This window comes from Phaeobacter sp. QD34_24, from assembly GCF_028890115.1.
Taxonomy (GTDB): Bacteria; Pseudomonadota; Alphaproteobacteria; order Rhodobacterales; family Rhodobacteraceae; genus Phycobacter.
Map to the genome: position 1 here is coordinate 33,232 of NZ_JARCJD010000013.1, position 23,060 is coordinate 56,291.

The following is a 23,060-nucleotide window of genomic DNA, read 5'->3' on the forward strand; positions in this document are numbered from 1 at the left end:
CCCGCGACCTGGCGGCGCGGGCGAGATGCCAGCGGGGTAGGGGGTGAATGTAAAACCCAAAAGACAGTTTCGCTACGGTTTCATGGCAGGCGGTGGCGGCATGAAACCAATAGGAAAGGCCCCGGAGAGGTATCTCCGGGGCCTTTTTGATCGTGATGGCGAACCACCTTTTAGTGAGAGTGGGATTTGTCCCAGTCTTCCTGCTTGGGCAGGATTTCAAAGGTGTGCTCGGGCGGCGGAGAGGGCAGGGTCCACTCCAGCGTATCCGCATATTCGTTCCAGTAGTTGTTCTGGGTGACACGTGCGCCGCGCAGCAGCGAGTAGATCACCACACCGAAGAAGAACACGAAGGATGCGAAGGAAATGAACGCGCCATAGGACGAGATCTTGTTCCAGTAGGCAAAGCCTTCGGGATAGTCGATGTAACGGCGCGGCATACCCTGACGACCCAGGAAGTGCTGGGGGAAGAAGGTGATGTTTGCACCGATGAAGAACAGCCAGAAGTGAATCTGTGCGCCCAGTTCGGAGTACTGACGACCGGTCATCTTGCCGAAGTAGAAGTAGATACCGGCGAAGATCGCGAAGACGGCGCCCAGGCTCATCACATAGTGGAAGTGAGCAACCACATAGTAGGTGTCGTGATAGGCACGGTCCACGGCCGCCTGGGACAGAACCACACCGGTCACACCACCGACGGTGAACAGGAACAGGAAGCCGAAGGCGAACATCATCGGCGCCTTGAACTCGATCGAGCCGCCCCACATGGTGGCGATCCACGAGAAGACCTTAACGCCGGTCGGAACCGCGATCACCATGGTGGCCAGCATGAAGTAGGCCTGCTGGTTCAGCGACATGCCGACGGTGTACATGTGGTGCGCCCAGACGACGAAGCCCAGAACACCGATCGCGATGATGGCCCAGACCATCGGCAGGTAGCCGAAGACCGGCTTGCGCGCGAAGGTGGCGATCACGTGAGAGATGATGCCGAAACCGGGCAGGATCACGATGTAGACTTCCGGGTGGCCGAAGAACCACAGGATGTGCTGATACAGGATCGGGTCACCACCGCCTGCGGGATCGAAGAAGGTGAAGCCGAAGTTGCGGTCCATCAGCAGCATGGTGATGGCGCCCGCCAGAACCGGCAGGGACAGCAGGATCAGCCAGGAGGTGACGAAGATCGACCAGGAGAACAGCGGCACCTTGAACAGGGTCATGCCGGGGGCACGCATGTTCAGGAAGGTGGTGATCATGTTGATCGCGCCGAGGATCGACGAGGCACCCGAGACGTGGACGGCGAAGATCGCCAGGTCCATCGAGAAGCCGCCCTCATTGGTGGACAGCGGCGGGTAGAGAACCCAGCCCACGCCCGAGCCCATCTGGTCGTTGCCGCCCGGTGCCAGCACCGAGGCAACCGCCAGCGAGGTACCGGCCACATAGAGCCAGAAGCTGAGGTTGTTCATCCGCGGGAACGCCATGTCCGGCGCGCCGATCTGCAGCGGCATGAAGTAGTTGCCGAAACCGCCGAACAGTGCCGGAATCACCACGAAGAACATCATCAGGATGCCGTGGGCGGTGATCATCACGTTCCAGAGGTGACCGTTCGGGGTACATTCACCCGGAACCGATGCCGCCATCGAGCTCAGGAACCCGCTGATGAAGCCTTTGTCCAGGTGCTCCATGCACATGTACTGAACGCCGGGGTCCATCAGCTCCATCCGCATGAATACGGTGAACGCGACGGAAATGAAACCTGCAAGCGCCGAAACGATCAGGTAGAGAATGCCGATATCCTTATGGTTCGTGCTCATGAACCAGCGGGTAAAGAACCCCCGCTCGTCCTCATGGCCGTGACCATGAATGGCTGCGTCTGCCATTTAAGGTGCCTCCTGTTGCATAACGAAAGGCCACAGGAAATGTGTCCGGGCGGCCTAAGACTCATCAGTGGTTTTAGATTGCCCTGCGGGGGCCTTCAATGGCGGAGTTTGATCTGGATCAAGAATAATTGTCGCGGGGGGTGACATTTCACGGCTCTCTTCCTAAGGCCTGCCTTCCCGAGGGCTTTGGTGGTGCTTGACCTTGGCCCGGACGCCAAGCACAACCGGATAGGAGCCAAACACGGAGACGCCCCCATGCCCGCCTACGATCCGGAAAACATCTTTGCCAAAATCCTGCGCGGTGAGATCCCCTCGATGCCGGTCTATGAAGACGCTGAGACGCTGGCCTTCATGGACATCATGCCGCGCGCGGATGGCCATTTGCTGGTGATCCCGAAAACCCCCTGCCGCAATGTGCTGGATGCCAGCCCGGCGCAGCTTGCCGCGGTGATGGCGACCGTCCAGAAGATGGGCCATGCGGTGATGGCCGCCTTTGGCGCCGACGGTGTGACGATCCAGCAGTTCAACGAGGCGGCCGGTGGCCAGGAAGTCTTCCATCTGCATTTCCATGTTCTGCCCCGCAAGGAAGGGGATCGCCTGCGCCCGCCGGGCAAGATGGGGGATATGGAGGTCCTTCAAGGCCACGCCAAGAAGATCCGCGATGCAATTCCAGGCTGAGCCGGAATTGTTGCTAAAGTAAAACGCTGCCCGTAGCGATCTTTGAATTTAGTTGAATTTTGAGACTAAATTTGTAAATCATTCACGCAGCCTTGTTGCGACCGCTGGCGACCATTGCAGCCTTGGATTGTGCGCTGCCGCCTCCGGTCACGGCGACTGTTGGGCTTGCCGGGGGTGATGGGCGCCATTTCTGCGCCCGTGCCGTTTCTGGTTTTATTGGGTCGGTGTCGGCAGGTCCCTTCGCGTGGCCGCCGCCGTGACCGGTCTTGGGGATTGTGGAAAGGTATTGGGCACTTCGATGCCTGTGTCGTGATGGGGATGGGTCATGGGATTTGAAGGGTGTCCGAATACGGCGTCTCGCTCGTATGTGCCCTCCAAGGAGCAGATCATCGATGCAATCTATGAAACCGTTGTAAGCCCGCAGCTTTTCGACCGATTCTCGCAAAGCGAAACCCGCCTTAAAGCCTCGCCCGACACCGGCAGTCCGGCACTGGTGAAATCGGGGGCGGCAAAACCGGAACTGGCAAAACCGGCGGCGGTTGCACCTGAGTTCGCATCCCATTTCGCCCGTGCCAATGAGCTGCTGCGCGATCAATGGATCCGGAAAAACCGCCCGGATCCGGCCTATATCTATGCAGACGGCGGCGGGACCTGGGTGATCGCCACCTGCGATGGACGCGCGTTGCGCTGTTCTCGTCGCGCGCGACAGCAGATCGGCTTCCTGCCGCATGACGTCTTGCAGGCATTCGAGGTGGAAACCCTGCCGGAACGCAGGGCATGGGCGGAGTTCTCCAGGCGCCTCGCCGCGGGAGAGCTTTCCCATGATGACTTTCTTGTTCTGAAAACTGCGCGTCCCGATCTCTGCCTCCTGTGTCGGCCTGTCAGCGCCGGAGCGATCACCTCGGAGTCGGCTGTGGCGATGATCGAGGCATTGGAAGCCCCCTTGATCCCGCAGACCCTGGAGTTCCTGCGCAATGGATTCGGGTTGGACGGGGGGCAGATCAAGGTTCTTGGCGATCTCCTGCGGGGGGTGCCGCTTGCGGATTTGCCAAGGGATACCCTGGCGCAGGTCATTGCCAAGGCAGGCGCGCCGGGAGGGGCAGAGCTGGTTCGGCTTGCGGCCTTCCTGCTGAAGGAACACGCCTCGGATCTGGCGATCGCCGACGGCAGCAAACTGCCTCCGTCGGGCTCCCTGTCCTGCTGCGATGGCGGGCGGATGCAATATATCCGTCTTGGTGCAGACACCGGCCAACCGGTGATTTTCATTCACGGGCTGCTGGATTGCGTGGCGGGTATCCTGCGGTTGCAGCCGCAACTCCGGCAATTGGGATTCAAGGTCTATGTTCCGCTGCGAAACGGATATGGCGCCTCCGGTCCGGTGCCGCCCCGGCGTCGGCATCTTGAGGTGTTCTGCGAACAGTTCGACGCCCTGCTGCAGCAGGAAAACCTGCAGCGGCCGATCCTCCTGGCGCATCGGGGCGGGATGGTCTTTGCCCAGGCGGTTGCCGTGCGCTGGCGGGATCGTATTGCCGGGATCGTCGCGGTGCCTGCGTCCGGCCCTCTGAAAACAATCAGGGACTTTGCCACCCTGCGGGGCTACCAGAAGGTCTTTGCCATTTGTTCGGTCTGTGCGCGTCCGCTGTTGCCGTTGTTGATGCGGGGCTGGTCGCGCAGCGTCCGCAAGGCAGGGGTCGAGGTGTTGATCTCAAGGCAGTCCACTCCGGGCAGTCTTGAGGCCGAGCGGGTTGCAAACATGAACCTCGCGCCGCTGCTGCGTCACAGCCATGATTTTGCGATGCAACAGGGAGGTGCTGGCTTCATTGCCGATATCGACCTGGTCCTGCGCGACTGGCGACCGCTGGTGACGGGGCGGGCAGGGGGCGGTCCTTTGGTCTATCTCTACGGCAGCCAGGATCCAGCCGTTCAATCCGGGGCACGGGGCGGCGCCACCCATAGCGGGCAAGATGTCCAATACCGCCTGTGCGAAGGCGCCGACGGAACCCTGCTCTATACAAGGCCTGAACTGATCCTGGCGGCGCTCAGCGACATCGCGCAGAGCCGAAGAGGCACCAAGTCTCAGGCGTCCTCGGGGGCGGCCAACGGGCCAAAGACCTGATCAAAGCTGCGCCGCAGTGCCAGGTCCACATCCGCCATCGTGACCGGCAGCCCCATATCGACAAGGCTGGTGACGCCATAGTCGGTGATGCCGCAGGGCACGATGCCGCCGAAGTGCTCCAGATCCGGTTCCACGTTGATCGAGATGCCGTGGAAGCTGACCCATTTGCGCAAGCGGATACCGATGGCAGCGATCTTGTCCTCGGCGAGGCCGCCGCTGGCGGTCCGGGGTTTCTCCGGGCGCTCGATCCAGACGCCGACCCGGCCGCAGCGGATGTGGCCGGTCAGGTTGAACTCGGCCAGGGCGCGGATCACCCAGTCCTCCAGCTGTTGCACGAAGCGGCGCACATCATGGCCGCGCTTTCCCACATCCAGCATCACATAGACCACGCGTTGACCGGGGCCGTGGTAGGTGTATTGGCCGCCCCGTTTGGAGGGGTAGACCGGAAACCGGTCCGGATCGGTCAGGTCTTCGGGCTTTGCCGAAGTGCCAGCCGTATATAGCGGCGGATGCTCCAGCAGCCAGATGCATTCTTCGGCCGTGCCCGCCGCGATCGAGGCCGCACGGGTTTCCATGAACGCCGTGGCGGTGTCGTAGTCCACCAGACCGTCCGAGGTGATCCATTCAACCATTGCATCCAAGCCTTTGTCGAAGTTTGCGAAAATGCAGTTCCAATACAGCGGTGATTTTTCTGCCTTGAAACGCCGGATCCGGGTTACCCTACCTGCAATGATTCTTTTTTTGTTTCAATAGAGGACCCGTTTCAATGGTACGAAATACGATTAAGCCCGCCCTTGTGGCCTCCCTGTTGCTGACCAGTGCCGCCGGCCCGAGTGCCGCAGACAACCTGGGCGCCGCCCTGCTGGGCGGAATCGTCGGTGGTGCGATCATCAATGAGGTGAACAGGAACAAGAAGCGCAGCACCGGTTCGGGGTATTCTGTTGCCCGCAGCCAGAATCGCGAGACGCAGGCGGCGCTGAATTACTTCGGTTTTCCTGCCGGCACACCGGATGGTGTCATGGGGCGCAAGTCCCGTGCGGCGATTGCGAACTATCAGGTCCACATGGGCTTTCCGGCAACCGGGCAGCTGACCACATATGAGCGGGACTTCCTGGTGTCCTCCTACAATCGTGCGCAGGTGGGCGGGCCGCAGGTCATCAAGGCCATGCAGGGCCCCAACGGCGTGCGGGGGCTGTTGCACACTTGGCGTGACGAAGCCGCCGGTGTGCGCAGTGCGGGCAGCGGCGGCTATCCGGGGCTGCCGATCGAGGTCAGCGACGCGGTGGATGAAATCGCCGCCTCTGCCGAGCCGAGTGCAGAGCAGCTGTTGCAGCGCTCGGGCTTCATGCAACTGGCCGATCTCAACGGGGACGGCAAGAACGACTATGTGATCGACACCTCGGTGTCGGGCAGCTCCTTCTGGTGTGGCGCCTCCCATTGTTCGGTGATGGTCTTTGCCTCCACCCCGCAGGGCTATCAGCGCAACGATTTCATGGCCCGCGGCGTGACACCGGCCAGCTTCTCCTGCCATCAGGGCGTTTGCAGACATAATGAACCGGTTCAGGCCGCGGCGACCGCCCCGACCCCCGTTGCCCCCGTGACCCCGGTGGCGCCTCCGGCCGGAGCGCAGCAGGGCGGGACCGTCATGGCCTCGGCAGGTGGGCAGATCGCGGCGGCGATCCCGACCTTCAGCGCGCCGCAACCGGCTGCGCCCACGGCTTCGCTTGCCAGCCATTGCAGCAAGGTCAGCCTGCTCACCAACTCGAATGGTGGCTATATGACGGTGTCCACCATGACCGACCCGGAGCTGGCCCTGGGAGAGCAATTCTGCATTGCGCGCTCCTATGCCATGAATGCCGGGGAGGCCGTGGTGGCGACACTGGCCAATGTGACCCCGGCGCAGGTCGATGGCCAATGCGACGGATTCGGCCCCGCAATTCAGCCCTTCCTGGGGCGTCTTGGCACGGATAGCAGTCAGGCGGTGCTGGCGGATGTGCAGAAGTTCGTGCTTCAGACAAATATGTCGCTGGACCAACTGGCCAATACGGCGACCGTCTGCATGTTCTCGGGCTACCGTCGCGACAAGCTGGATATTGCAATGGGATCGGCCCTGATCATGGCCGCCATCGGCAAGCGGCCCTACGCAGAGCTGATCGGGCACCACCTGTCCCAGGGCTTTGGGGCGCCCAAGACCGTTTCTGCCGCGCAGGACTGGTACGCAGTGGCGATTTCAGCCTTGGAGAACGGTGCCGAAGCGGCCTTTTCGCCCGGCCAGCCGGAACGTGCGGCCCTGATCAAGGCAGCCTCCGCGCAACTGGGTGCAGCGGGCGCGGCGCAGCCGGTTCCGGCCTCGGGGACGGCATTGTCCCTGCCCAGCTTTTCGACGGATTGATGGCGAAAAACAGCGGTATTCCCCGGGTTTGACCGGGCTGGCTATGCCGCTGTTTTGACGCTGTCCGCCGTGTGACGAATTTCCGAAGAGGCAAGGCTCGAAAATGGGCATTTTGCCTCTTCACATCCATTCGCGGCTCGTCTATACGCCCCTACACCAAGCCTAGACAGTGCGGTCGTGGCGGAATTGGTAGACGCGCAGCGTTGAGGTCGCTGTGGGGTAACTCCCGTGGAAGTTCGAGTCTTCTCGACCGCACCATCATCTTGCCTTTGGCAATCCCCCCCCCGAAAGCCCCCGAAATACCACGACTTATTCGTAGATCAGGCCTTTTCGCAGGCCGGTGATCGGCAGTTCTGCCATCCCCCTGTAGGGCTATGCCCGGCGCGACAGGGTGGTGGAGTGTAACCGGTGGCGCCCGTCTTCGTGCCCCATTGCCGGTCCGCCAAAGGACACGGAGATCGGGTCGGGGATCTGACACAGGCAGACCGCCTTGTTCCTGCGGAGTGCCCGCTGAGTGGGCATGTCGGCGCTCTGCTTGTGCCTTTACCAAATCTTATCCGGACAGGGTGAATATGGAGAAGAGTGGCATTTTCTTCAAATAAGGGAAAAACAAGAATTGCTTGAAAATCAGATGTCTGAGGCCTCGCAGCAGGGCAGCCTCGAAGATGTGCAAGATGCAGGAACACTTCTGGAGCTGGCAAAAACCGCACCCTTGACCGATGGCGGGCTGCGCACAGCGCAGATTCTGACGCAGGCGCTTGCAATTGATCCTCACAATCACGAAGCACAGGTGTTGCAGGACCGGTTGCATCAGATGTTTGTCCCGCGTTGGCATTTCCCGATGCTGGCGGACACGGCGCGCAATCAGGCCTATGCCAAGGCGATCGCAGCGAAAGTGAAGCCCGGCGATGTGGTGCTGGATATCGGCTGCGGAGCGGGTTTGACGGCGATGCTGGCGGCGCGGGCCGGGGCCAAACACGTCTATACCTGCGAACAGCAACCGATGATCGCCGAGGCCGCGACCCGGGTGATTGCGGACAATGGTCTCAGCGACCGGATCACGGTGATCCCGAAATGGTCGCATGATGTGGTGGTGGGCGTGGATATTCCCGAACCGGCGGATGTGGTGATTTCCGAAATCGTCGATACGGTTCTCCTGGGCGAGGGCGCGCTGGCAACGCTCACCCATGCCATGGCCGCACTGGCCAAGCCGGACGCCCGCGCCGTGCCCGAGCGCGGAACGCTGATGGCGCAACTGGTGGAAAGCGACAAGCTGGTTGATCTCTGGCGCCCGCAACAGGCCGAGGGCTTTGATCTGAGCGCGTTTCACCACTTCGCGCGGATCGCGCAGATCACCCCCAACGATTTTGCCGCCTGCGGGATGAAACCGCTGGGGCCAACGACAGAGCTGTTCCAGTTTGACTTCACCCGGCCGAACCTCAACCCGGCGCGGGCCACCGAAGATCTGTTCTGTACCGCTGCCGGTACCGTTCATGCGGTCTTTGTCAGCTTTGAGATGGAGCTGGCCGCAGGCATTCGGGTGACCAATGACCTGACGTCGGAGGGGCATTGGGGGCGTACGGCCTTCTTGCTGGACAGTCCGATGATCGCCAGGGCTGGCGACTTCATGCGGGTAACTGCCCAGCATGACTCCTCGCAGCTGAGCCTTTCGGTGCATGATCTGCCGTCCTCACAGGAGGATGCCGATCTGGCTGCCGTCTGGATGGAGCGCGCACAGCAGGCCCGCGCGCACCTGCAGGGCAACGGGCATCCGGCGGCAATCGCACAACCCGCCTGGCGCGGTGCCGACGCGGTCGGCATGTAAGGCCCCCCTTGCTTGCAGCCCGGGCGCGCGAACCGGTACCGGGCTGCAGGCTACACAAAGGCGTGATCTCTCGCCTGGGTGAGTGAGGCGGTGTATTTTTGCAACACACCTTAAGCGAGACTGTAACTCGGCCTTAACGGCAGATTCGAAATCCGACAAAAGAACTCGGATACCGCGAACCACAAGACAATGCCTGAGCCAACGATGGGTAGCCGGGGCTAACACCCGGAGACCCAAATGCACGTTTCTCGCCTCGCCCTGCTTGCAGGGCTCACCTCTGTTGCAGCCCTGTCGGCAGCCCATGCCCAGAACATTGATGCCGTCGATCTCGGCACGCTGATCCTTGAATCGGAAAGCGACGAAACCCTGGTGCAAAACGGATATGTCGCCGAAAGCGGTCGTCAGACGACCCGCGTTGATACGGCGATCCGCGATATCCCGCAGGCGATCAGCACGGTCGGTCAGGACCAGATCGAGGATCAGCAGCCTCGTACCCTGTTGGAGGCCTTGAGCTACACATCCGGCGCCAGCGTCAACAATTTCGGTTATGACAGCCGCTACGATGCGATCTACCTGCGCGGTTTTGCATCTTATTACAATGGCTTGTTCCGGGACGATCTGCGTCAGGTGAACGGACCCTCGGCATGGTATCAGAACCACCCCTACAGTTTCGAGGCAGTGTCGCTGCTCAAGGGGGCGTCCTCCTCCCTGTATGGCGTCAGCGGCGCAGGCGGTATTGTCAACGTGGTCTCCAAGCGTCCCAAGGACGAGGCCTTCAACGAGCTGCAGCTGACATTTGGTACCGACAACCACAAGGAACTGGCGTTTGACTTCACCGGACCGGTGGGCGATGGGCGCCTCAGCTATCGCCTGACAGGGGTGGCGCGGGACGCCGATACCCCGCTGCCCGGCTATAGCGACGATCTTGCCATGCTCGCACCGGCATTCACCTATCAGCTGACCGACCGCACCAAAATCACCTTCCTCGGTGAATACTCGTCCTCCAAACGCGGCGGCACCGCGTCCTATTACAACTCATCCTATGGGGTGGCCTCGGAAACCTACGTTGGCGATCCGGAGTATAACGACTTTGTCAACGACCAGTGGCGCATCGGGTACGAGGTCGAGCACGAACTCACCGGCGCCATCACCCTGCGGCACAATCTGCGATATTCAAAGGTGGATGCCGATCTTGAATTCAGCGGCATCTATGCCTCGGGTGCAGGCTTTGGCCGCTACTGGGGGCACTATCTTGAGGACGCCGAGAACCTGATGATGGATGCCACGCTGGAGGCGAATTTCGCCACTGGCACCGTCGACCATACTCTGGTGGCAGGCGTCGATTTCGGCAAATCCTCCTATGATGCCTTCTACGGGGGTGTCGGCTATGTCTCTGCTGCGGCAGTGGATGCGGCGGCGCAGCCCTATTCCGGCGGGCAGGAGATCGACCAATATGGCGTGTTCCTGCACGATCAGCTGATCAGCGGACGCTGGACCACCTTCCTGAGCGGCCGCTACGATTGGGTCGACATCACCACCTTTGACGCCGCACGGCTGGGCAGCGATACATCGCATGACAGCTTCTCTGGCCGGATCGGCCTGAGCTATGCGGTCAATGCCGACCTGTCGGTCTATGGCAATCTCTCCAGCAGCTTCGTGCCGACCACGGGGCTTGTCTATGACGATCCGACCAACCCGGCCAGCAGCCGCGCGGCGGATCCCACCGTGGCCTTCCAGAAGGAAATCGGCCTGAAGTACCAGTTACCTGGCACCGAAAGCCTGATCACCACATCGCTGTTTGATATTCGGCAAAAGGACGGCGTGGTGTTCCAGACGGTGGATCCGGCGGTCTTTGGGGGGCTCTATCAGGTGCAGGTTCCCTACGATCTGCGCTCGCGCGGGGTCGAGGTCGAGAGCCAGTTCAACTTTGCCAACGATCTGCGGCTGACGAGCTCATATACCTATGTCGATATGGAGATCGAACGCGGGGCAGCGGGCACCATTGGCAAGCAGCTGTCGGCAACGCCGGAGCATACGGCGGCGATCTGGGGCTTTTACGAACCCAAATCCGGCCCGCTCAAGGGCTGGGGCTTCGGTGCCGGCGTGCGCTATGTCGGCAAAAGCTGGGGGGACGATCAGAACACCTTCCGAAACGATGCGCAAACCTACACAGATCTGGCCGTCTCCTATGACCTGGGGCAGGTCGGCTTTGACGGCCTGAGCCTGCAGATGAATGTAAGGAACGCCTTTGACAACACCGACCAGACCTGCAGCGCGGGCTACTGCTACCGCTCCGACGGTCGTACGGGCACCTTCAACATCTCCTATCGCTTCTGAGTGATACGGTATCTGCCCTCAACTTCGCCAAGAGGTTGAGGTCTCATCCCCCAGGGCAGCATTGTCCTGGGGGTCTTCGTTCGGGGACTGGCCCATGGGAGCCAAGCCCGGAGCGAACCAGGGCCCATCGATATCCGGCCACCGGATTTGCCCCTTGAAGCGATTGGTGGATGGCGACACGTTTCGCTGTGATCTGGACGCGCGGTGGCGACTATCTTGCCAACAGGTACTCCGCCACTGCTTGATAGGCGGGCAGCGATGTCGGATCGATAAAGCCGTTCTGTGCCTTGGGGAAGGACGCCAGTCGCACCAGCACCATTTCGGCAGTCGGATCGACATATATCGTCTGACCATGGACCCCTCGGGCCGCATAGGCACCGTGGTCATTGTGAAGAACCCACCATTGGCTCGTGTAGCTGCCCGCTCCAAAGGTGGGGAAACCATCGCCGAACTTGGAACGGTCTCCTCCGGCGCTGATCCTCTCGACAACTTCGGCCGGGAACAGACGTTGCCCATTGAGTGCGCCTTCGTTCAGCATCAGTTGCCCCAAACGCGCAAGATCGCGAAGGCCTGCGGTGATGCCTCCCCCCGCGAACGGCACTCCCTTGCCGTCGACCGTTTGGTATGCATCCTGTTCCGCCCCCATGCGGCGCCACAGGCGATCGGAGGCAAGCTCGGTCACCGACTTCCCCGACACACGGCTGATGATCCACCCGAGCATGTCTGAATTGATGGTCTTGTAGTGGAACGCCTCGCCGTGGATACCCTCTGGCTTGACTTGCTGAAGATACTCCCAATACCCGTTCGGGCCCTGGTAGTCGGCAGGCTTGGGCAGGGGGCTGGCGGCGGCGGAATAGAGCCAGATATCGGCGTTGGGATCAGAGTAGTTCTCGGAGTATTTCACGCCCGTGGTCATGTCCATGACCTGCCGAACGGTGGCCGTCGCAAAGGCGCTATCGCCGATTTCGGGAATGATGTCGCGCACCAAAGCGGTGTCGTCGAGCGTTCCTTCGACCACCATGATCTCTGCCAAGAGGCCCGTGAAAGACTTGGTCATCGACATGATCGCATGCTTGCCGTCCTCCTTGAGACAGCCGAAGTAGCGTTCGTAAACGACCTTGCCCCTGTGTAGAATCAACATGCCGTCAGTGTAGTTGGCATAAAGCGACTCTTCCCAGGTCATCTTGGCGTCGCTGTTTTGTGGAGTGAAGGTAATCGCGTCAATCTGCTCCCTGAGCTCGGCGAAACTGGACGGGGACGGATAGTCCAGGGGGGCAGGTGCCCCGATGCCGCGGCTAATCTCTTCGGTGGGCAGAAATTCCCGCAAATGGCAAACCGACCAGCGCAGCCGCGGGAAACTGAAATAGACGCTATCAGGCTGGGTGATCACTTTCTCGGCGGGCGGTGGGAAGCCTTGCATCCACCCCATCACATTTGGGTCTGTCTCCTGTGCTGAAAGCGGCGCGGATTGTGCCTGCGCGCCTGTTGCCATTCCAAGGACGATGGCTCCCCGTGTAACCGCTGCCAAGAGTTTAGAAATTGACGACGACATTGATAAAACCTCCTGTCCATGGGCCTGCGCTGGCGCCGATGACCTTGTCGATCCCTGCGCCGGGGAATGAGACCGATACCCCTGCTGTTAAAAACGTGTTGCGGTTGATGATGCGGCTGTATTCGACAAACAGGTCATCGGCGAGGTGACTGTCAGTGACACCGGACACAACGTTTCCGTTTACATCCACTCGCGTGGCTTGCCCAAACTGGATGGGGCTATTCAACTCATTTGCCCGAATATGCGCATATCGAAACGTCCAGGTATCCTGCTGCCTCGGCTTGACCTGAAACGTTACTGTGACAGCATTCACGTTCGAATTGATAAAGGTTGATGCAGACTTCGATCCCGTTGCCCAGGCGCTTGGGCTGCCTTGATAGTAGAGCGGATCGAACCGCTCGAGTTTTGTCGTGTTCGGATCGTCGCCAGAAAAACTCTGGTAGCCCAAGGTAAGGGAGGGTGACCATGGCAGGTTTTTAAAACTATATCCGGCCGTTACGCGTCCTGCCCAGGCGTTCAGGTCTATCCTTTCGTTCCATTGGTATGCGACGTCACCGGTGAAATTCCAGTTTTCAAAACCGCCGGTGAATGGATTCGTTTTCCCGTAGAAGCCGAGGGTTCGGGTTCCCTCGCGAGCACCGGGTGTCACGCTCGGTGGCCCTATGCCACCCGGGGCGGCCTGCGGGTATGGGGAGTTGGAGCGCAGCACATCAACATATGTCGCGCCGATAAAGCCGCCCGCCGGATCATCGTAGCGCAGGTCGAAACCCGCCAGTGCGTTGTCCCCATCTGTCGACGGAAGTTCGTTCGGATCGAGAAAGAACAGTATCCCGGTCATGCGGCCATTGGAGAGCCGTCCGATTGCGGCCCTTTCCCAGGCCTTGCGTGGACCGAACTTCAGCGCCCCCCGTTCAAATCCGCTCGTCGCGCCATTTGCGATCAACATCCCCGTGCCAAGGGTCAGCTCACGTGCTCCAAGAGACAGATCATAGCTTCCCCCCGTCCCGAAGCTTCCTCGAAAGGCGAGGTATGCTTCCTCAAGTGTCGTGGCACCGATGTTGCCCCTGTCAAAGGCATCGGTTCCCCAAGTGTAAGACGCCACCGCCGACAGCTTGCCGTAGAAAACCGCGCCACTGTCGGTTTGGTACGCGAAGCTGAGACCGGGCTTGATGTAGCCTTCAAGCCAGTCAGTGTCGGGGTTGAAGCCACTGCCCGGAGCGGTGGTCGCAGCGAGATCCCAAAACAGGTTGTTTTCGGCGACTGCGTTGAGACCGAATTGCATGTGCCCGCGCGCCTTGAGAGTTCCGTTATCGTAGAGCAGCAGTGGATCACGTTCTTCCGCTGATGCCGCCATCGCAACGCAGAAAGTGGCAGTAGTGATGCAAACCTTGCAATAGGATCTCATAAGCCCCCCCCTTGAGAAGAAATCCCCTAGGCAAACGATAGTGCGGAATACGTCCATGGCCAGCATTTATGATCGACCCTCGAATGCTTCGTGAAACGCCTCTGCCGCGGTCGGTATCGAGATCAGTTTAGGTCTCAAACATTCAAAACCGCTATCGCTGCACGTTCAGAGATTGAACAGGATGTCCATTGACTTCGAATCCGCAACGCAAGGAGGGAAGGTTGGGCATCGGATGCTGCTCGAACCAAGAACTGTGTGTCCGCCTTGGGCTGGGGAGTGGCCTTCTGCTGACCGATTGGGTCTCGCATTTCAACGATCTCAAAATTGGTGATTTGGCCGTGCCTGAAAACACTGTCGCTCAGAACACATGCCATGGACGCAGGGGGGGATCATGCTGTCCCGGGTCTGGAAACTCCTTTGGGAAACCGAATCCGGGGTATGTGATACGCTTGGGGGACACATTGGGGGGACAGAGAATACTCAGATTTATTCGATCGTTGTTTTCATTGGGAAATCGGTCGATAGTTGGTGCGGGCGGTGGGACTCGAACCCACACGGGCATAGGCCCTTCAGATTTTAAGTCTGATATGTCTACCATTCCATCACGCCCGCATCCGGCGTTGTCGCGCAGCCGCATTTCCGTCAAACTGGAAGTTGCGGCGGGTTGCAACACATTGAGTGGTAGAAAGAATTTCGCGCAGACACAAGGGCATTGGCGGGCAAAGAGCAGCCAATCAGCGGCTCTTTGTTGAGGTAAAAGGGATTGGAGCCAGAGGTGAACCGCCTGCGCTCGCTCAAAGGGGGGCTAACGCGCGGGGCGTCGCAGGATGTAGATGTCCATGATCCAGCCATGAGCGGCACGGGCCTTGGCGCGGGTCTCGATGATCTGCCCGGCGATTTCCTCCAGTTCACCCGACATGGAGATTTCATTCTCCATGCCGACATAGGCGGACCACCAGATGTGTACGCCCTTGGGGTCGATGCTCTGGAAGCTGCAGTCTCCGTCCAGCATGATCACCAGCGTATCGGCGCTGTCCGGCCAGCCTGTGGCGCGCAGTTGTCGTCCGGTGGTGATGCTGACCGGGGCGCCGATCTGGTTCAGCGGAATGCCATGGGCCGCGGTCAGCGCCTGGATCGAGGTGATGCCTGGAATGATACGCAGGGCAACCTGGGTGCGGGCTTGCAATCGGCCCGCGATGCGCATGGTGCTGTCGTAAAGCGAGGGATCGCCCCAGACCAGGAAGCCGGCCTTTCCGCCCCGTGGCAGCTGGCTGCGAATACTCTCTTCCCAGACCCGGGCTATGGCATCGTGCCAGTCCTCCACACCCTGTCGATAATCTGGATTCTGCGCGTCGCGACGGGGCAGGTCGAATTCGGCAAGGCGTGGTCCCGGTTGGCGGATCACCTGATCGCAGATCGCATGGCGCAGCGCGGCCAGATCGTCCTTTCCCGCCCCCTTGTTGGGGATCAGGATCAGGTCCAGCCCATTCAGCGCCTCGATCGCCTCAAGGGTCAGGTGCTTGGGATTGCCGGTGCCGATGCCGACAAGGGTCAGATCAATCATTCTGGGACCTCGGCAGATGTGATCCCCGCGCCGACGGGGAGGCAGGCGGTTGTCATCGGGGTAGATCCTCATCCGCAAGCGGCCCGTAGAGGATCAGAACGGGGGCTTTCGTGTCCATCTTGCGCAGGGCTTCGGGCAGTTTACCCAAGGTATGACAGGCCAGGGATTGCTCGGGCGTGGAGACGCCAAGCGCCACCAATGCATGGGTGTCCGGCGGCAGCCCGGCCTCCAGCAGGCGTTCGGCCAGGGCGGCGAAGGTGCGTTTGCCCATATAGACCACCGTGGTCGCTTCGGGATCGGCGAGGGCAGCCATGTTCAGGTCTTCGGGCAGGCCGCCTGTCACGTCATGGCCGGTGATGAACTGCAGGCGCCGCGCGGTCAGACGCCGGGTCAGGGGGATGCTGGCAGCGGCTGCCGCAGCCGAGGCAGCGGTCACGCCGGGGACGATCTCAAAGCCGATACCGGCTTGCCGCAGGGCGGTGATCTCCTCCTCCAGCCGTCCAAAGATGCCGCAATCTCCGGATTTCAGCCGCACCACATGGGCACCGGTGGAGGCATAGTCCACCAGAAGCTGGCTCACATGGTCCTGCCGCGGGGAGGGGCGCCCGGCGCGCTTGCCGACGCCCACCAGATCGGCGTCCTTGCGGGCATGGCTCAGGATCGGCCCCGAGGAGAGATCGTCGAACAGCACCGCATCCGCCGCCTGCAAGCGGTTCACCGCCTTGACGGTCAGCAGCTCGGGGTCGCCGGGGCCGGAGGAGACGAAACTGACAAATCCGCTCATGGCTGTTCTCCGGTGATCAGGTGGAAGAAGGTGCCGGTCACATGACCGCGCACCGATCCGGTTTCCGCCACCGCATTGCCATCGGCATCCATCACATTGGCCAGCGGCGCGTCGGGATCCTCAAGGATGGTGGAGTAATGGAACTCGTGCCCGCGCAGGGCGGTTCCGGTCGCAAACCCCGGCATCGGCGCCTGAAGAATGGCGCGGCGATAGCCGAGATGGAACTTGCGCGTCTCGTAAGATGTCACCAGCCCCAACAGCCCCGCCATCTGGTGATGGGTGCCGTCCTTGTCGATCAGCGCCTCACCCAGGGCCATGTAGCCGCCGCACTCCCCATGCACGGGGCGGGTCTCGGCGTGTTTGCGCAGGGCCGCACGGAAAGTCTCAGCCGCGGCCAGTGTGCTGCCGTGCAGCTCGGGGTAGCCACCCGGCAACCAGACCAGATCGGCATCCGCCGCAGGGGCTTCATCGGCGAGCGGCGAAAACGGCAGGATCTCGGCCCCCGCCCTGCGCCAGCCTTCCAGAAGATGCGGGTAGGCAAAGGAGAACGCCGCATCCCGTGCGAGCGCAATGCGCTGGGCCGGCGGCTTCGGCAGGTTCGCCGGGGCGGGCGCAGCCCCCGCGCGGGCGGCGGCTTTGATCGCCTCAAGATCGACGTTTTCGCGCAGGAAGGCGGCATAGCCTGCAATCGCGGTTTCAAGGTCAGGATGTTCCACCGCCTGAATGAGACCCAGATGGCGCTCCGGCAGGGTCAGGTCGCCACGCCGGGGCAGGCAGCCGAGAACCGGTATTCCTGCGCGCTCCATCCCCAGCCGGGTCAGCCTTTCGTGGCGCGGGCTGGCAACGCGGTTCAGGATCACACCGGCAAAGGGCAGATCGGGATCATAGGCGCGAAACCCCAGCGCGGTGGCCGCTGCCGACTGCGCCTGACCGCCCACGTCTACGACCAGCACCACCGGCCAGCCCATGCGTTTTGCGGTTTCGGCGGAGGAGCCAAAGCCGCTTTGCCCGCCTGTCGCCACGCCATCGTAAAGCCCCATGGACCCTTCACCGATGCAGATCTGCTCATCGCTTGCCTGCCCGGCCACGGCATCCAAAAGGCCGCCATCCATGGCCCAAGTATCGAGGTTGAAAGAGGCGCGCCCGGCGGCGGCCCGATGAAAGGCGGGATCGATGTAGTCCGGGCCGCTCTTGAAGGGTTGAACCGCAAGGCCATCCTCGGCCAATGCGCGCAACAGGCCCAGCATCACAGTGGTCTTGCCCGTGCCCGAGGCAGGCGCCGAGATCATCAGGCCCGGCGGATAGGAAGCATTCTGCGCTGTCTCAGTCATCGCCTTCGCTCCATCCGGCCCATTGGCTGTCGGCACTTTGGGGGCGGTAACGCCGATCATAATCCTGCGCGTAAAGGCAGCTTTCGTCGAAGTCCTCGGCGCCAAGCGCATGGCCAACCAGGATCAGTGCGGTGCGTCCGCGCGCACCATCTGTGGCGTCGATCAATGTGCCAAGGGTCGCCTTGATGATCTTCTGATCCGGCCATGACGCGCGCCAGACCACGGCCACCGGGCAGTCTGCGCCGTAGGCGGGGGTCAGCCGGGCCACCACGTCGTCGAGCACATGCACCGACAGGTGAATGGCCAGGGTTGCCCCGGTACGGGCGAAATTCTCCAGCGTTTCCCCCTCGGGCATCGAAGACGCCCGCCCCGAGGTGCGCGTCAGCACCAGCGATTGCGCAACCCCCGGCAGGGTCAGCTCGGCGCCAAGGGCGGCGGCGCTGGCGGCAAAGGCGGGCACGCCCGGAGTCACATCATAGGGAATGCCCATATCGCGCAGGCGGCGCAGCTGCTCCCCCATGGCGGACCAGACCGACAGGTCGCCGGAATGGAGCCGCGCCACATCGTGACCGGCCGCATGGGCGGCTTTGATCTCGGCCATTATCTCGTCCAGCGACAGGGAGGCGGTGTTGACGATCCTGGCGCCCTCCGGGCAGTGCTGCAGCAGCGCCTCGGGCACCAGCGAGCCGGCATAAAGGCAGACGGGACAGGCGGCGATCAGGTCGCGCCCGCGCAGGGTAATGAGATCGGCGGCACCGGGGCCTGCGCCAATGAAGTGAACGGTCATGGGGTCAGTCTTTCAGCTATGGCCGCAGTGGCGATCCCATCTGCGGTGACAACACGGGGGGCCAATAGGCGCGCGGTAGCACTTTCGCTGCCGTGGCATGCGCCCTGAAGGGCGGCGGCTTCGGCCAGCGATCCGGTGCCAAAAAGGGCCAGGATGCGGGGGGAGTGGGTGAGGGTCGGGGTGCCGTGCAGGGCCACTTCGGGCAGGGCGATCACGGGCAGGTTCATCTCGGCAGCCAGGGTGCGCAGGGCAGGCGCATTGGCCTTGGCGGTGATCGAGGCGAGCGCATCGGGGCGCTGGCCGGTCAATGCCAGCGCAGCACGCAGGTTTGCGACGGTGGCCTCTTGGCAAAATCCGAAGCCGACCACCTTCATCGCGTCACGCTCCACTGGATGACCGGGCGGGCGCGCTCCCAGCCGCGCATGGAGCCAAGCGGTGCGGCCTCGGCGATTTCGACCTTCAGGAGATGGCCGCCGCGTGTGGCATGGGCTTGCATCAACAACGCCTCGGTTTCCAGCGTCACGCCATTGGCGACGATGCGCGTGCCCTGCGGCAGCAAGGCCCAGAGATGATCCAGCAGTGCTTGCGACCCGCCGCCGCCAATGAAGACGCAATCGGGTATCTCGAATCCATCCAGTACCTCGGGTGCGCGGCCCAGGACTGGTTTCATCCGATGCTCGATCCCGAAACACTCCGCATTGGCGCGGATATTGGCGATCCGGTCCGCGCGGGGCTCAAAGGTGATCGCCCGGGTGCCGGGCGCGGCAAGGCACCATTCGACAGAGACGGAGCCGGAGCCGCCGCCGATGTCCCAGAGCAGCTCCCCCGCACGCGGGGCCAGAGCCGACAGGGTCAGGGCACGGATGGGGCGTTTGGTGATCTGCCCGTCGCTGTGGAACAGATCGTCAGGCAAGCCGCTGGCGCGGGGCAGTCCCGTGGCACCTGTAACCGTCAGTGCGGCAACCACCGGAGCCGTGATGTCACTCAGATCAAAGGCCTCGGCGCGCTGACTGCGGATGCGTTGGCGTGGGCCGCCCAGGGCCTCCATCACCGTGATCTCTGGTGCGCCGAAGCCTTGGCCTGTGAGCCATTCGGCCAGGGCAGCCGGGGACGCGCCATCGCGCAGGGTGCAGATGATACGGACGTCTTTGGTCAGAACCGGGGTCAGCCGTTCGAACGGCGCCGCATGCAGGCCAAGGCAAAGCGTCTCTTCCAGCTTCCAGCCAAGGACATTGGCGGCAAGGGCAAAGCACGAAGGCGCGGGGTGAGAGACCCATTCACCGGGGCGCAGATGCGAGACCAGCGATCCGCCCGCGCCATGCCAGAAAGGATCGCCCGAGGCGAGAACCACCACGCGCCGCCCGCGCGCCGCCAGCACAGGTTCAACCGAAAACGGCACCGGCCAGGGCGCTCCGCGTGCCCGCGCCTGAACCAGTTCCAGATGGCGGGGACCGCCAAAGATCACCTCCGCCTCTGCCAGGGCTTTCCGGCTTGCATCCCTCAGCCCGGCCGGGCCATCTTCGCCAAGGCCGACAAGCGTCAGCCAGGGGATCATTTGGGGATCAGACATGATGCGCATCCTGCTTTTGGGCGGCACAACCGAAGCCTCGCGCCTTGCCACGGCTCTTGCCGAGGCCGACCTCGAGGCGGTGTTTTCCTACGCGGGGCGCACGGCGCGGCCCATTGCCCAGCCACTGCCCCTGCGCGTTGGCGGCTTCGGCGGGGCGGAGGGTCTGGCGGGCTATCTTCAGTCCGAGGGGATCACCCATGTGATCGATGCAACCCATCCCTTTGCCGCGCAGATGAGCGCCAATGCGGTCTATGCCTGTGATCTGGCCGGGGTGGAGCTCTGTGCGCTGGAACGCCCCGCCTGGCAGGCGCAGGCGGGCGATGACTGGCGCCATGTGGACAGCCTGGCCGAGGCCGCCGCGGCGCTGCCGGATGCGGGCGCGCGGGTGTTCCTGGCGATCGGCAAGCAGAACCTGGCAGCCTTTGCCGGGAAACCCGAAAACCACTATTTGCTGCGGCTGGTGGACCCGCCCGAGGCTGCGCTGCCCCTGCCGGATACAAGCGTGGAGATCGCGCGCGGACCTTTTGATGCGGCGGGCGACAGGGCGCTGATGCGGGCCCATGGCATCACCCATGTGGTGTCCAAGAACGCCGGCGGCAGCGGCGCGGCCGCCAAGGTGGAGGCGGCCCGCGACCTTGGCCTGCCGGTGATCATGATCGCACGCCCCGAGGTGCCGCAGCGCCGGGTGCTGGCCACGGTGGCAGAGGTCATGAGCTGGCTTCGGGGCGGCGCTCATCACGAGGTGGCCCCTGCTGCGGAACGGGGTGTGTAGACAAACCGCCCGATGGCGCGTGTGTCGCGATTGCCGACGATCACCATGGTGCGCATATCCGCCATCTCGGGCGTTGCCTCCTTCAGGGCCACGGTGGTGATCTCCTGCGTCGGCTTGGTCACGTCGCGGGCAAAGCTGATCAGCGTGTCGCCGCCGCAGGCCTCGCGCAGGATGTCCAGCGCGCGGGCGAACTGATGCGGGCGCGATTTGGAGCGCGGATTGTAGAACGCCATGGCAAAGCCCGCTTCACCTGCCGCGCGCAGGCGGGTTTCGATCAGCGACCAGGGTTTGAGGTTGTCGGAAAGGTTGATCGCCGCGAAATCATGCCCCAGGGGCGCGCCGATCTGGGCCGCTGCGGCCAGCATGGCGGTGATGCCGGGCAGGACGCGGATATCCAGATCCAGGTAATCCTTGGGTCCGGCTTCCAGCGCCTCGAACACGGCCGAGGCCATGGCAAAGACGCCGGGATCGCCTGAGGAGACCACGACAACGCGCCGCCCCGCAGCGGCCATCTCCAGCGCATGGGTGGCGCGGTCCAATTCCACCCGGTTGTCGGAGGCATGAAGGGTCAAACCGTCGCGCGGTGCGATGCGTTTCACGTAAGGGATGTAGCCGACGATATCAGTCGCGGCGTTGATGGCGTCCCGCACTTCCTGCGTGACCAGAGCCTCGTCACCGGGGCCAAGGCCTGCAATCACCACCCATCCGGTCTTCGCTTGATCGGTCATGGGCGGCGCCCCTGTCCGTGCACCAGAACAATGGAGAAATAGGGCACATCACCGGTCACATCCGTCAGCTTCTGCACGCTTTGGCCGGCCATGGTGCCGCGTTCCACCAGCCAGGCGGCGTCGAGCTTGCCCGCCGCTGCCAGCGCGCGGCGCAGTTTCGGCAGGTTGCGGCCGATCTTCATCACCACCAGCGCATCGGTTCCGCGGGCGCGTTCCGTCAGCTCTTCTTCGCTGAGGGTGGCCATGGCGACGGTCAGCACGTCATCACCCCAGGTGATCGGCTGATCGGTGGCGGTCCAGCAGCCGGACATGCCGGTGATGCCGGGAATGATCTCCACCTCGGCGCGGGTCTGAAGGCGGCTGTGCAGGTGCATGAAAGAGCCGTATAGGAAGGGGTCGCCCTCGCAGAGCACGACCACGTCATCGCTGCGGGTGATCTCTTCCAGCCGGTCGGCCCAGTCATCGTAGAAAGCGGAGAGGATGCGGTTGTATTCGGGGTCGGAGAAATGGATTTCAGTCGTGACCGGATATTCCATCGCGTGTTCCTGCACACCATCGGGCAGCAGGTCATCGACGATGGCGCGAGCCTGGCCCCTGCGGCCAGCCTTGCGGAAATAGGCGATGTGGCGGGCGCCTGAGATGGCCCGGAGCGATTTCACGCTCATCAGATCGGGGTCGCCGGGGCCCAGCCCTGCGCAGATAACCTTGCCCATGATCACTCTTTCCAGCTGGCAAGCGCGTTGACCGCGGCCACGGTAATGGCGGAGCCGCCAAGACGCCCCCGCACGATCATCGATGGCACCGGCGGGTCCTGCATCAGCGCCTCCTTCGATTCCATGGCCCCGACAAACCCCACCGGGCAGCCGATGATGGCGGCAGGGCGGGGGCAGGCGGGATCCTTCAGCATGTTGAGAAGGTGAAACAGCGCGGTCGGGGCATTGCCGATGGCGACCAGCGCGCCGTCAAGGCTCGGCCGCCACAGTTCCAGCGCGGCGGCGGAGCGGGTGTTGCCCATCTCCCTGGCCATGTCCGGCACCTTGGGGTCGCGCAGGGTGCAGATCACCGCGTTCCCCGCGGGCAGGCGCGGGCGGGTGATGCCCTCGCTGACCATATAGGCATCACAGAGGATCGGTGCCCCTGCCGCCAGTGCTGCACGGGCGGTTTCGGCCATGCCGGGGGAAAAGCGGATATGCTCTTCGAGGCCGACCATACCTGCGGCATGGATCATGCGCACGGCGACGCTTTCCTCATCGCGGGTGAACCGGTCGAGATCGGCCTCGGCGCGGATGGTGGCAAAGCTTTCGGCATAGATCTTGGCGCCGTCGGTTTCGTAAGCGTGGAGCAT

At 62.5% G+C, this 23,060-nt stretch carries 19 protein-coding genes and 2 tRNA genes; 7 read left to right on the forward strand and 14 right to left on the reverse strand.

Annotation, left to right across the window (positions count from 1 at the left end; genetic code table 11):
* Positions 1 to 170 precede the first annotated feature (170 nt).
* A complete protein-coding gene (gene ctaD / locus PXK07_RS11840) occupies positions 171 to 1,874 on the reverse strand; it encodes a cytochrome c oxidase subunit I (protein ID WP_274848507.1) in 1,704 nt (567 codons plus the stop codon).
* A 255-nt stretch (positions 1,875 to 2,129) separates the two neighbouring features.
* Between ctaD and PXK07_RS11845 the strand changes: the two genes are divergently transcribed.
* Positions 2,130 to 2,552 (forward strand): HIT family protein, encoded by a 423-nt coding sequence (locus PXK07_RS11845; RefSeq protein WP_274848508.1) that lies wholly within the window; start codon positions 2,130 to 2,132, stop codon positions 2,550 to 2,552.
* Positions 2,553 to 2,877: 325 nt separating this feature from the next.
* On the forward strand, positions 2,878 to 4,668 hold the full coding sequence (locus PXK07_RS11850; RefSeq protein WP_274848509.1) for an alpha/beta hydrolase: 1,791 nt from the start codon (positions 2,878 to 2,880) through the stop codon (positions 4,666 to 4,668).
* On the opposite strand, the gene lipB is transcribed toward PXK07_RS11850, so the two are convergent.
* The gene (gene lipB, locus PXK07_RS11855) at positions 4,629 to 5,300 is read right to left on the reverse strand and encodes a lipoyl(octanoyl) transferase LipB (RefSeq protein ID WP_274848511.1); all 672 of its coding nucleotides are present in this window, start codon (positions 5,298 to 5,300) and stop codon (positions 4,629 to 4,631) included. The two genes, PXK07_RS11850 and lipB, sit on opposite strands and share 40 nt — an antisense overlap.
* Positions 5,301 to 5,434: 134 nt before the next feature.
* Between lipB and PXK07_RS11860 the strand changes: the two genes are divergently transcribed.
* From PXK07_RS11860 to PXK07_RS11875, 4 genes are all read left to right on the forward strand, one after another.
* Entirely contained in the window at positions 5,435 to 7,060 is a 1,626-nt protein-coding gene (locus PXK07_RS11860) for a peptidoglycan-binding domain-containing protein (RefSeq protein ID WP_274848512.1), read from the forward strand.
* Between the two features lie 171 nt (positions 7,061 to 7,231).
* Positions 7,232 to 7,318, forward strand: a tRNA-Leu gene (locus PXK07_RS11865).
* A gap of 373 nt (positions 7,319 to 7,691) precedes the next feature.
* Positions 7,692 to 8,885, forward strand: a complete 1,194-nt coding sequence (locus PXK07_RS11870; protein WP_274848513.1) for a 50S ribosomal protein L11 methyltransferase — start codon at positions 7,692 to 7,694, stop codon at positions 8,883 to 8,885.
* A 237-nt stretch (positions 8,886 to 9,122) separates the two neighbouring features.
* Positions 9,123 to 11,222 (forward strand): TonB-dependent siderophore receptor, encoded by a 2,100-nt coding sequence (locus PXK07_RS11875; protein ID WP_274848514.1) that lies wholly within the window; start codon positions 9,123 to 9,125, stop codon positions 11,220 to 11,222.
* Positions 11,223 to 11,433: 211 nt separating this feature from the next.
* On the opposite strand, the gene PXK07_RS11880 is transcribed toward PXK07_RS11875, so the two are convergent.
* The 9 genes from PXK07_RS11880 to cbiE all read right to left on the reverse strand — a co-directional run bounded on the left by PXK07_RS11880 (position 11,434) and on the right by cbiE (position 20,215).
* Positions 11,434 to 12,774, reverse strand: a complete 1,341-nt coding sequence (locus PXK07_RS11880; RefSeq protein WP_274848515.1) for a serine hydrolase domain-containing protein — start codon at positions 12,772 to 12,774, stop codon at positions 11,434 to 11,436.
* Positions 12,755 to 14,245, reverse strand: a complete 1,491-nt coding sequence (locus tag PXK07_RS11885; RefSeq protein ID WP_274848517.1) for an alginate export family protein — start codon at positions 14,243 to 14,245, stop codon at positions 12,755 to 12,757. The genes PXK07_RS11880 and PXK07_RS11885 overlap by 20 nt, the downstream gene beginning before the upstream one ends.
* A 460-nt stretch (positions 14,246 to 14,705) precedes the next feature.
* Positions 14,706 to 14,791, reverse strand: a tRNA-Leu gene (locus PXK07_RS11890).
* Positions 14,792 to 14,984: 193 nt separating this feature from the next.
* Positions 14,985 to 15,743 (reverse strand): precorrin-6A synthase (deacetylating), encoded by a 759-nt coding sequence (cobF, locus tag PXK07_RS11895; protein WP_274848518.1) that lies wholly within the window; start codon positions 15,741 to 15,743, stop codon positions 14,985 to 14,987.
* 52 nt (positions 15,744 to 15,795) lie between these two features.
* Positions 15,796 to 16,527, reverse strand: coding sequence for a uroporphyrinogen-III C-methyltransferase (gene cobA / locus PXK07_RS11900; protein WP_274848520.1), 732 nt, complete (start codon positions 16,525 to 16,527; stop codon positions 15,796 to 15,798).
* Positions 16,524 to 17,858 carry a cobyrinate a,c-diamide synthase gene (locus PXK07_RS11905; protein ID WP_274848521.1) on the reverse strand — a complete coding sequence of 445 codons (1,335 nt, stop codon included), beginning with the start codon at positions 17,856 to 17,858 and terminating at the stop codon, positions 16,524 to 16,526. The genes cobA and PXK07_RS11905 overlap by 4 nt, the downstream gene beginning before the upstream one ends.
* Positions 17,851 to 18,645 (reverse strand): precorrin-4 C(11)-methyltransferase, encoded by a 795-nt coding sequence (cobM, locus tag PXK07_RS11910; RefSeq protein ID WP_274848522.1) that lies wholly within the window; start codon positions 18,643 to 18,645, stop codon positions 17,851 to 17,853. Before cobM ends, PXK07_RS11905 begins: the two co-directional genes overlap by 8 nt.
* On the reverse strand, positions 18,642 to 19,019 hold the full coding sequence (locus PXK07_RS11915; RefSeq protein WP_274848523.1) for a cobalamin biosynthesis protein: 378 nt from the start codon (positions 19,017 to 19,019) through the stop codon (positions 18,642 to 18,644). Before PXK07_RS11915 ends, cobM begins: the two co-directional genes overlap by 4 nt.
* Complete coding sequence (gene cbiE, locus PXK07_RS11920; RefSeq protein ID WP_274848524.1) at positions 19,016 to 20,215, reverse strand: precorrin-6y C5,15-methyltransferase (decarboxylating) subunit CbiE; 1,200 nt, start codon at positions 20,213 to 20,215, stop codon at positions 19,016 to 19,018. The genes PXK07_RS11915 and cbiE overlap by 4 nt, the downstream gene beginning before the upstream one ends.
* On the opposite strand from cbiE, the gene PXK07_RS11925 reads away from it, so the two are divergent.
* The gene (locus tag PXK07_RS11925) at positions 20,214 to 20,987 is read left to right on the forward strand and encodes a cobalt-precorrin-6A reductase (RefSeq protein WP_274848525.1); all 774 of its coding nucleotides are present in this window, start codon (positions 20,214 to 20,216) and stop codon (positions 20,985 to 20,987) included. The two genes, cbiE and PXK07_RS11925, sit on opposite strands and share 2 nt — an antisense overlap.
* Here PXK07_RS11925 and cobJ read toward each other — a convergent pair.
* The 3 genes from cobJ to PXK07_RS11940 are packed head-to-tail and all read right to left on the reverse strand — an operon-like array spanning position 20,951 to position 23,060.
* Positions 20,951 to 21,715 carry a precorrin-3B C(17)-methyltransferase gene (gene cobJ / locus PXK07_RS11930; RefSeq protein ID WP_274848526.1) on the reverse strand — a complete coding sequence of 255 codons (765 nt, stop codon included), beginning with the start codon at positions 21,713 to 21,715 and terminating at the stop codon, positions 20,951 to 20,953. The genes PXK07_RS11925 and cobJ overlap by 37 nt on opposite strands.
* Positions 21,712 to 22,428: a precorrin-2 C(20)-methyltransferase gene (gene cobI, locus PXK07_RS11935; RefSeq protein WP_274848527.1), complete on the reverse strand. Its 717-nt coding sequence runs from the start codon at positions 22,426 to 22,428 to the stop codon at positions 21,712 to 21,714. Before cobI ends, cobJ begins: the two co-directional genes overlap by 4 nt.
* Positions 22,429 to 22,430: 2 nt before the next feature.
* Positions 22,431 to 23,060 carry a precorrin-8X methylmutase gene (locus PXK07_RS11940; protein WP_274848528.1) on the reverse strand — a complete coding sequence of 210 codons (630 nt, stop codon included), beginning with the start codon at positions 23,058 to 23,060 and terminating at the stop codon, positions 22,431 to 22,433.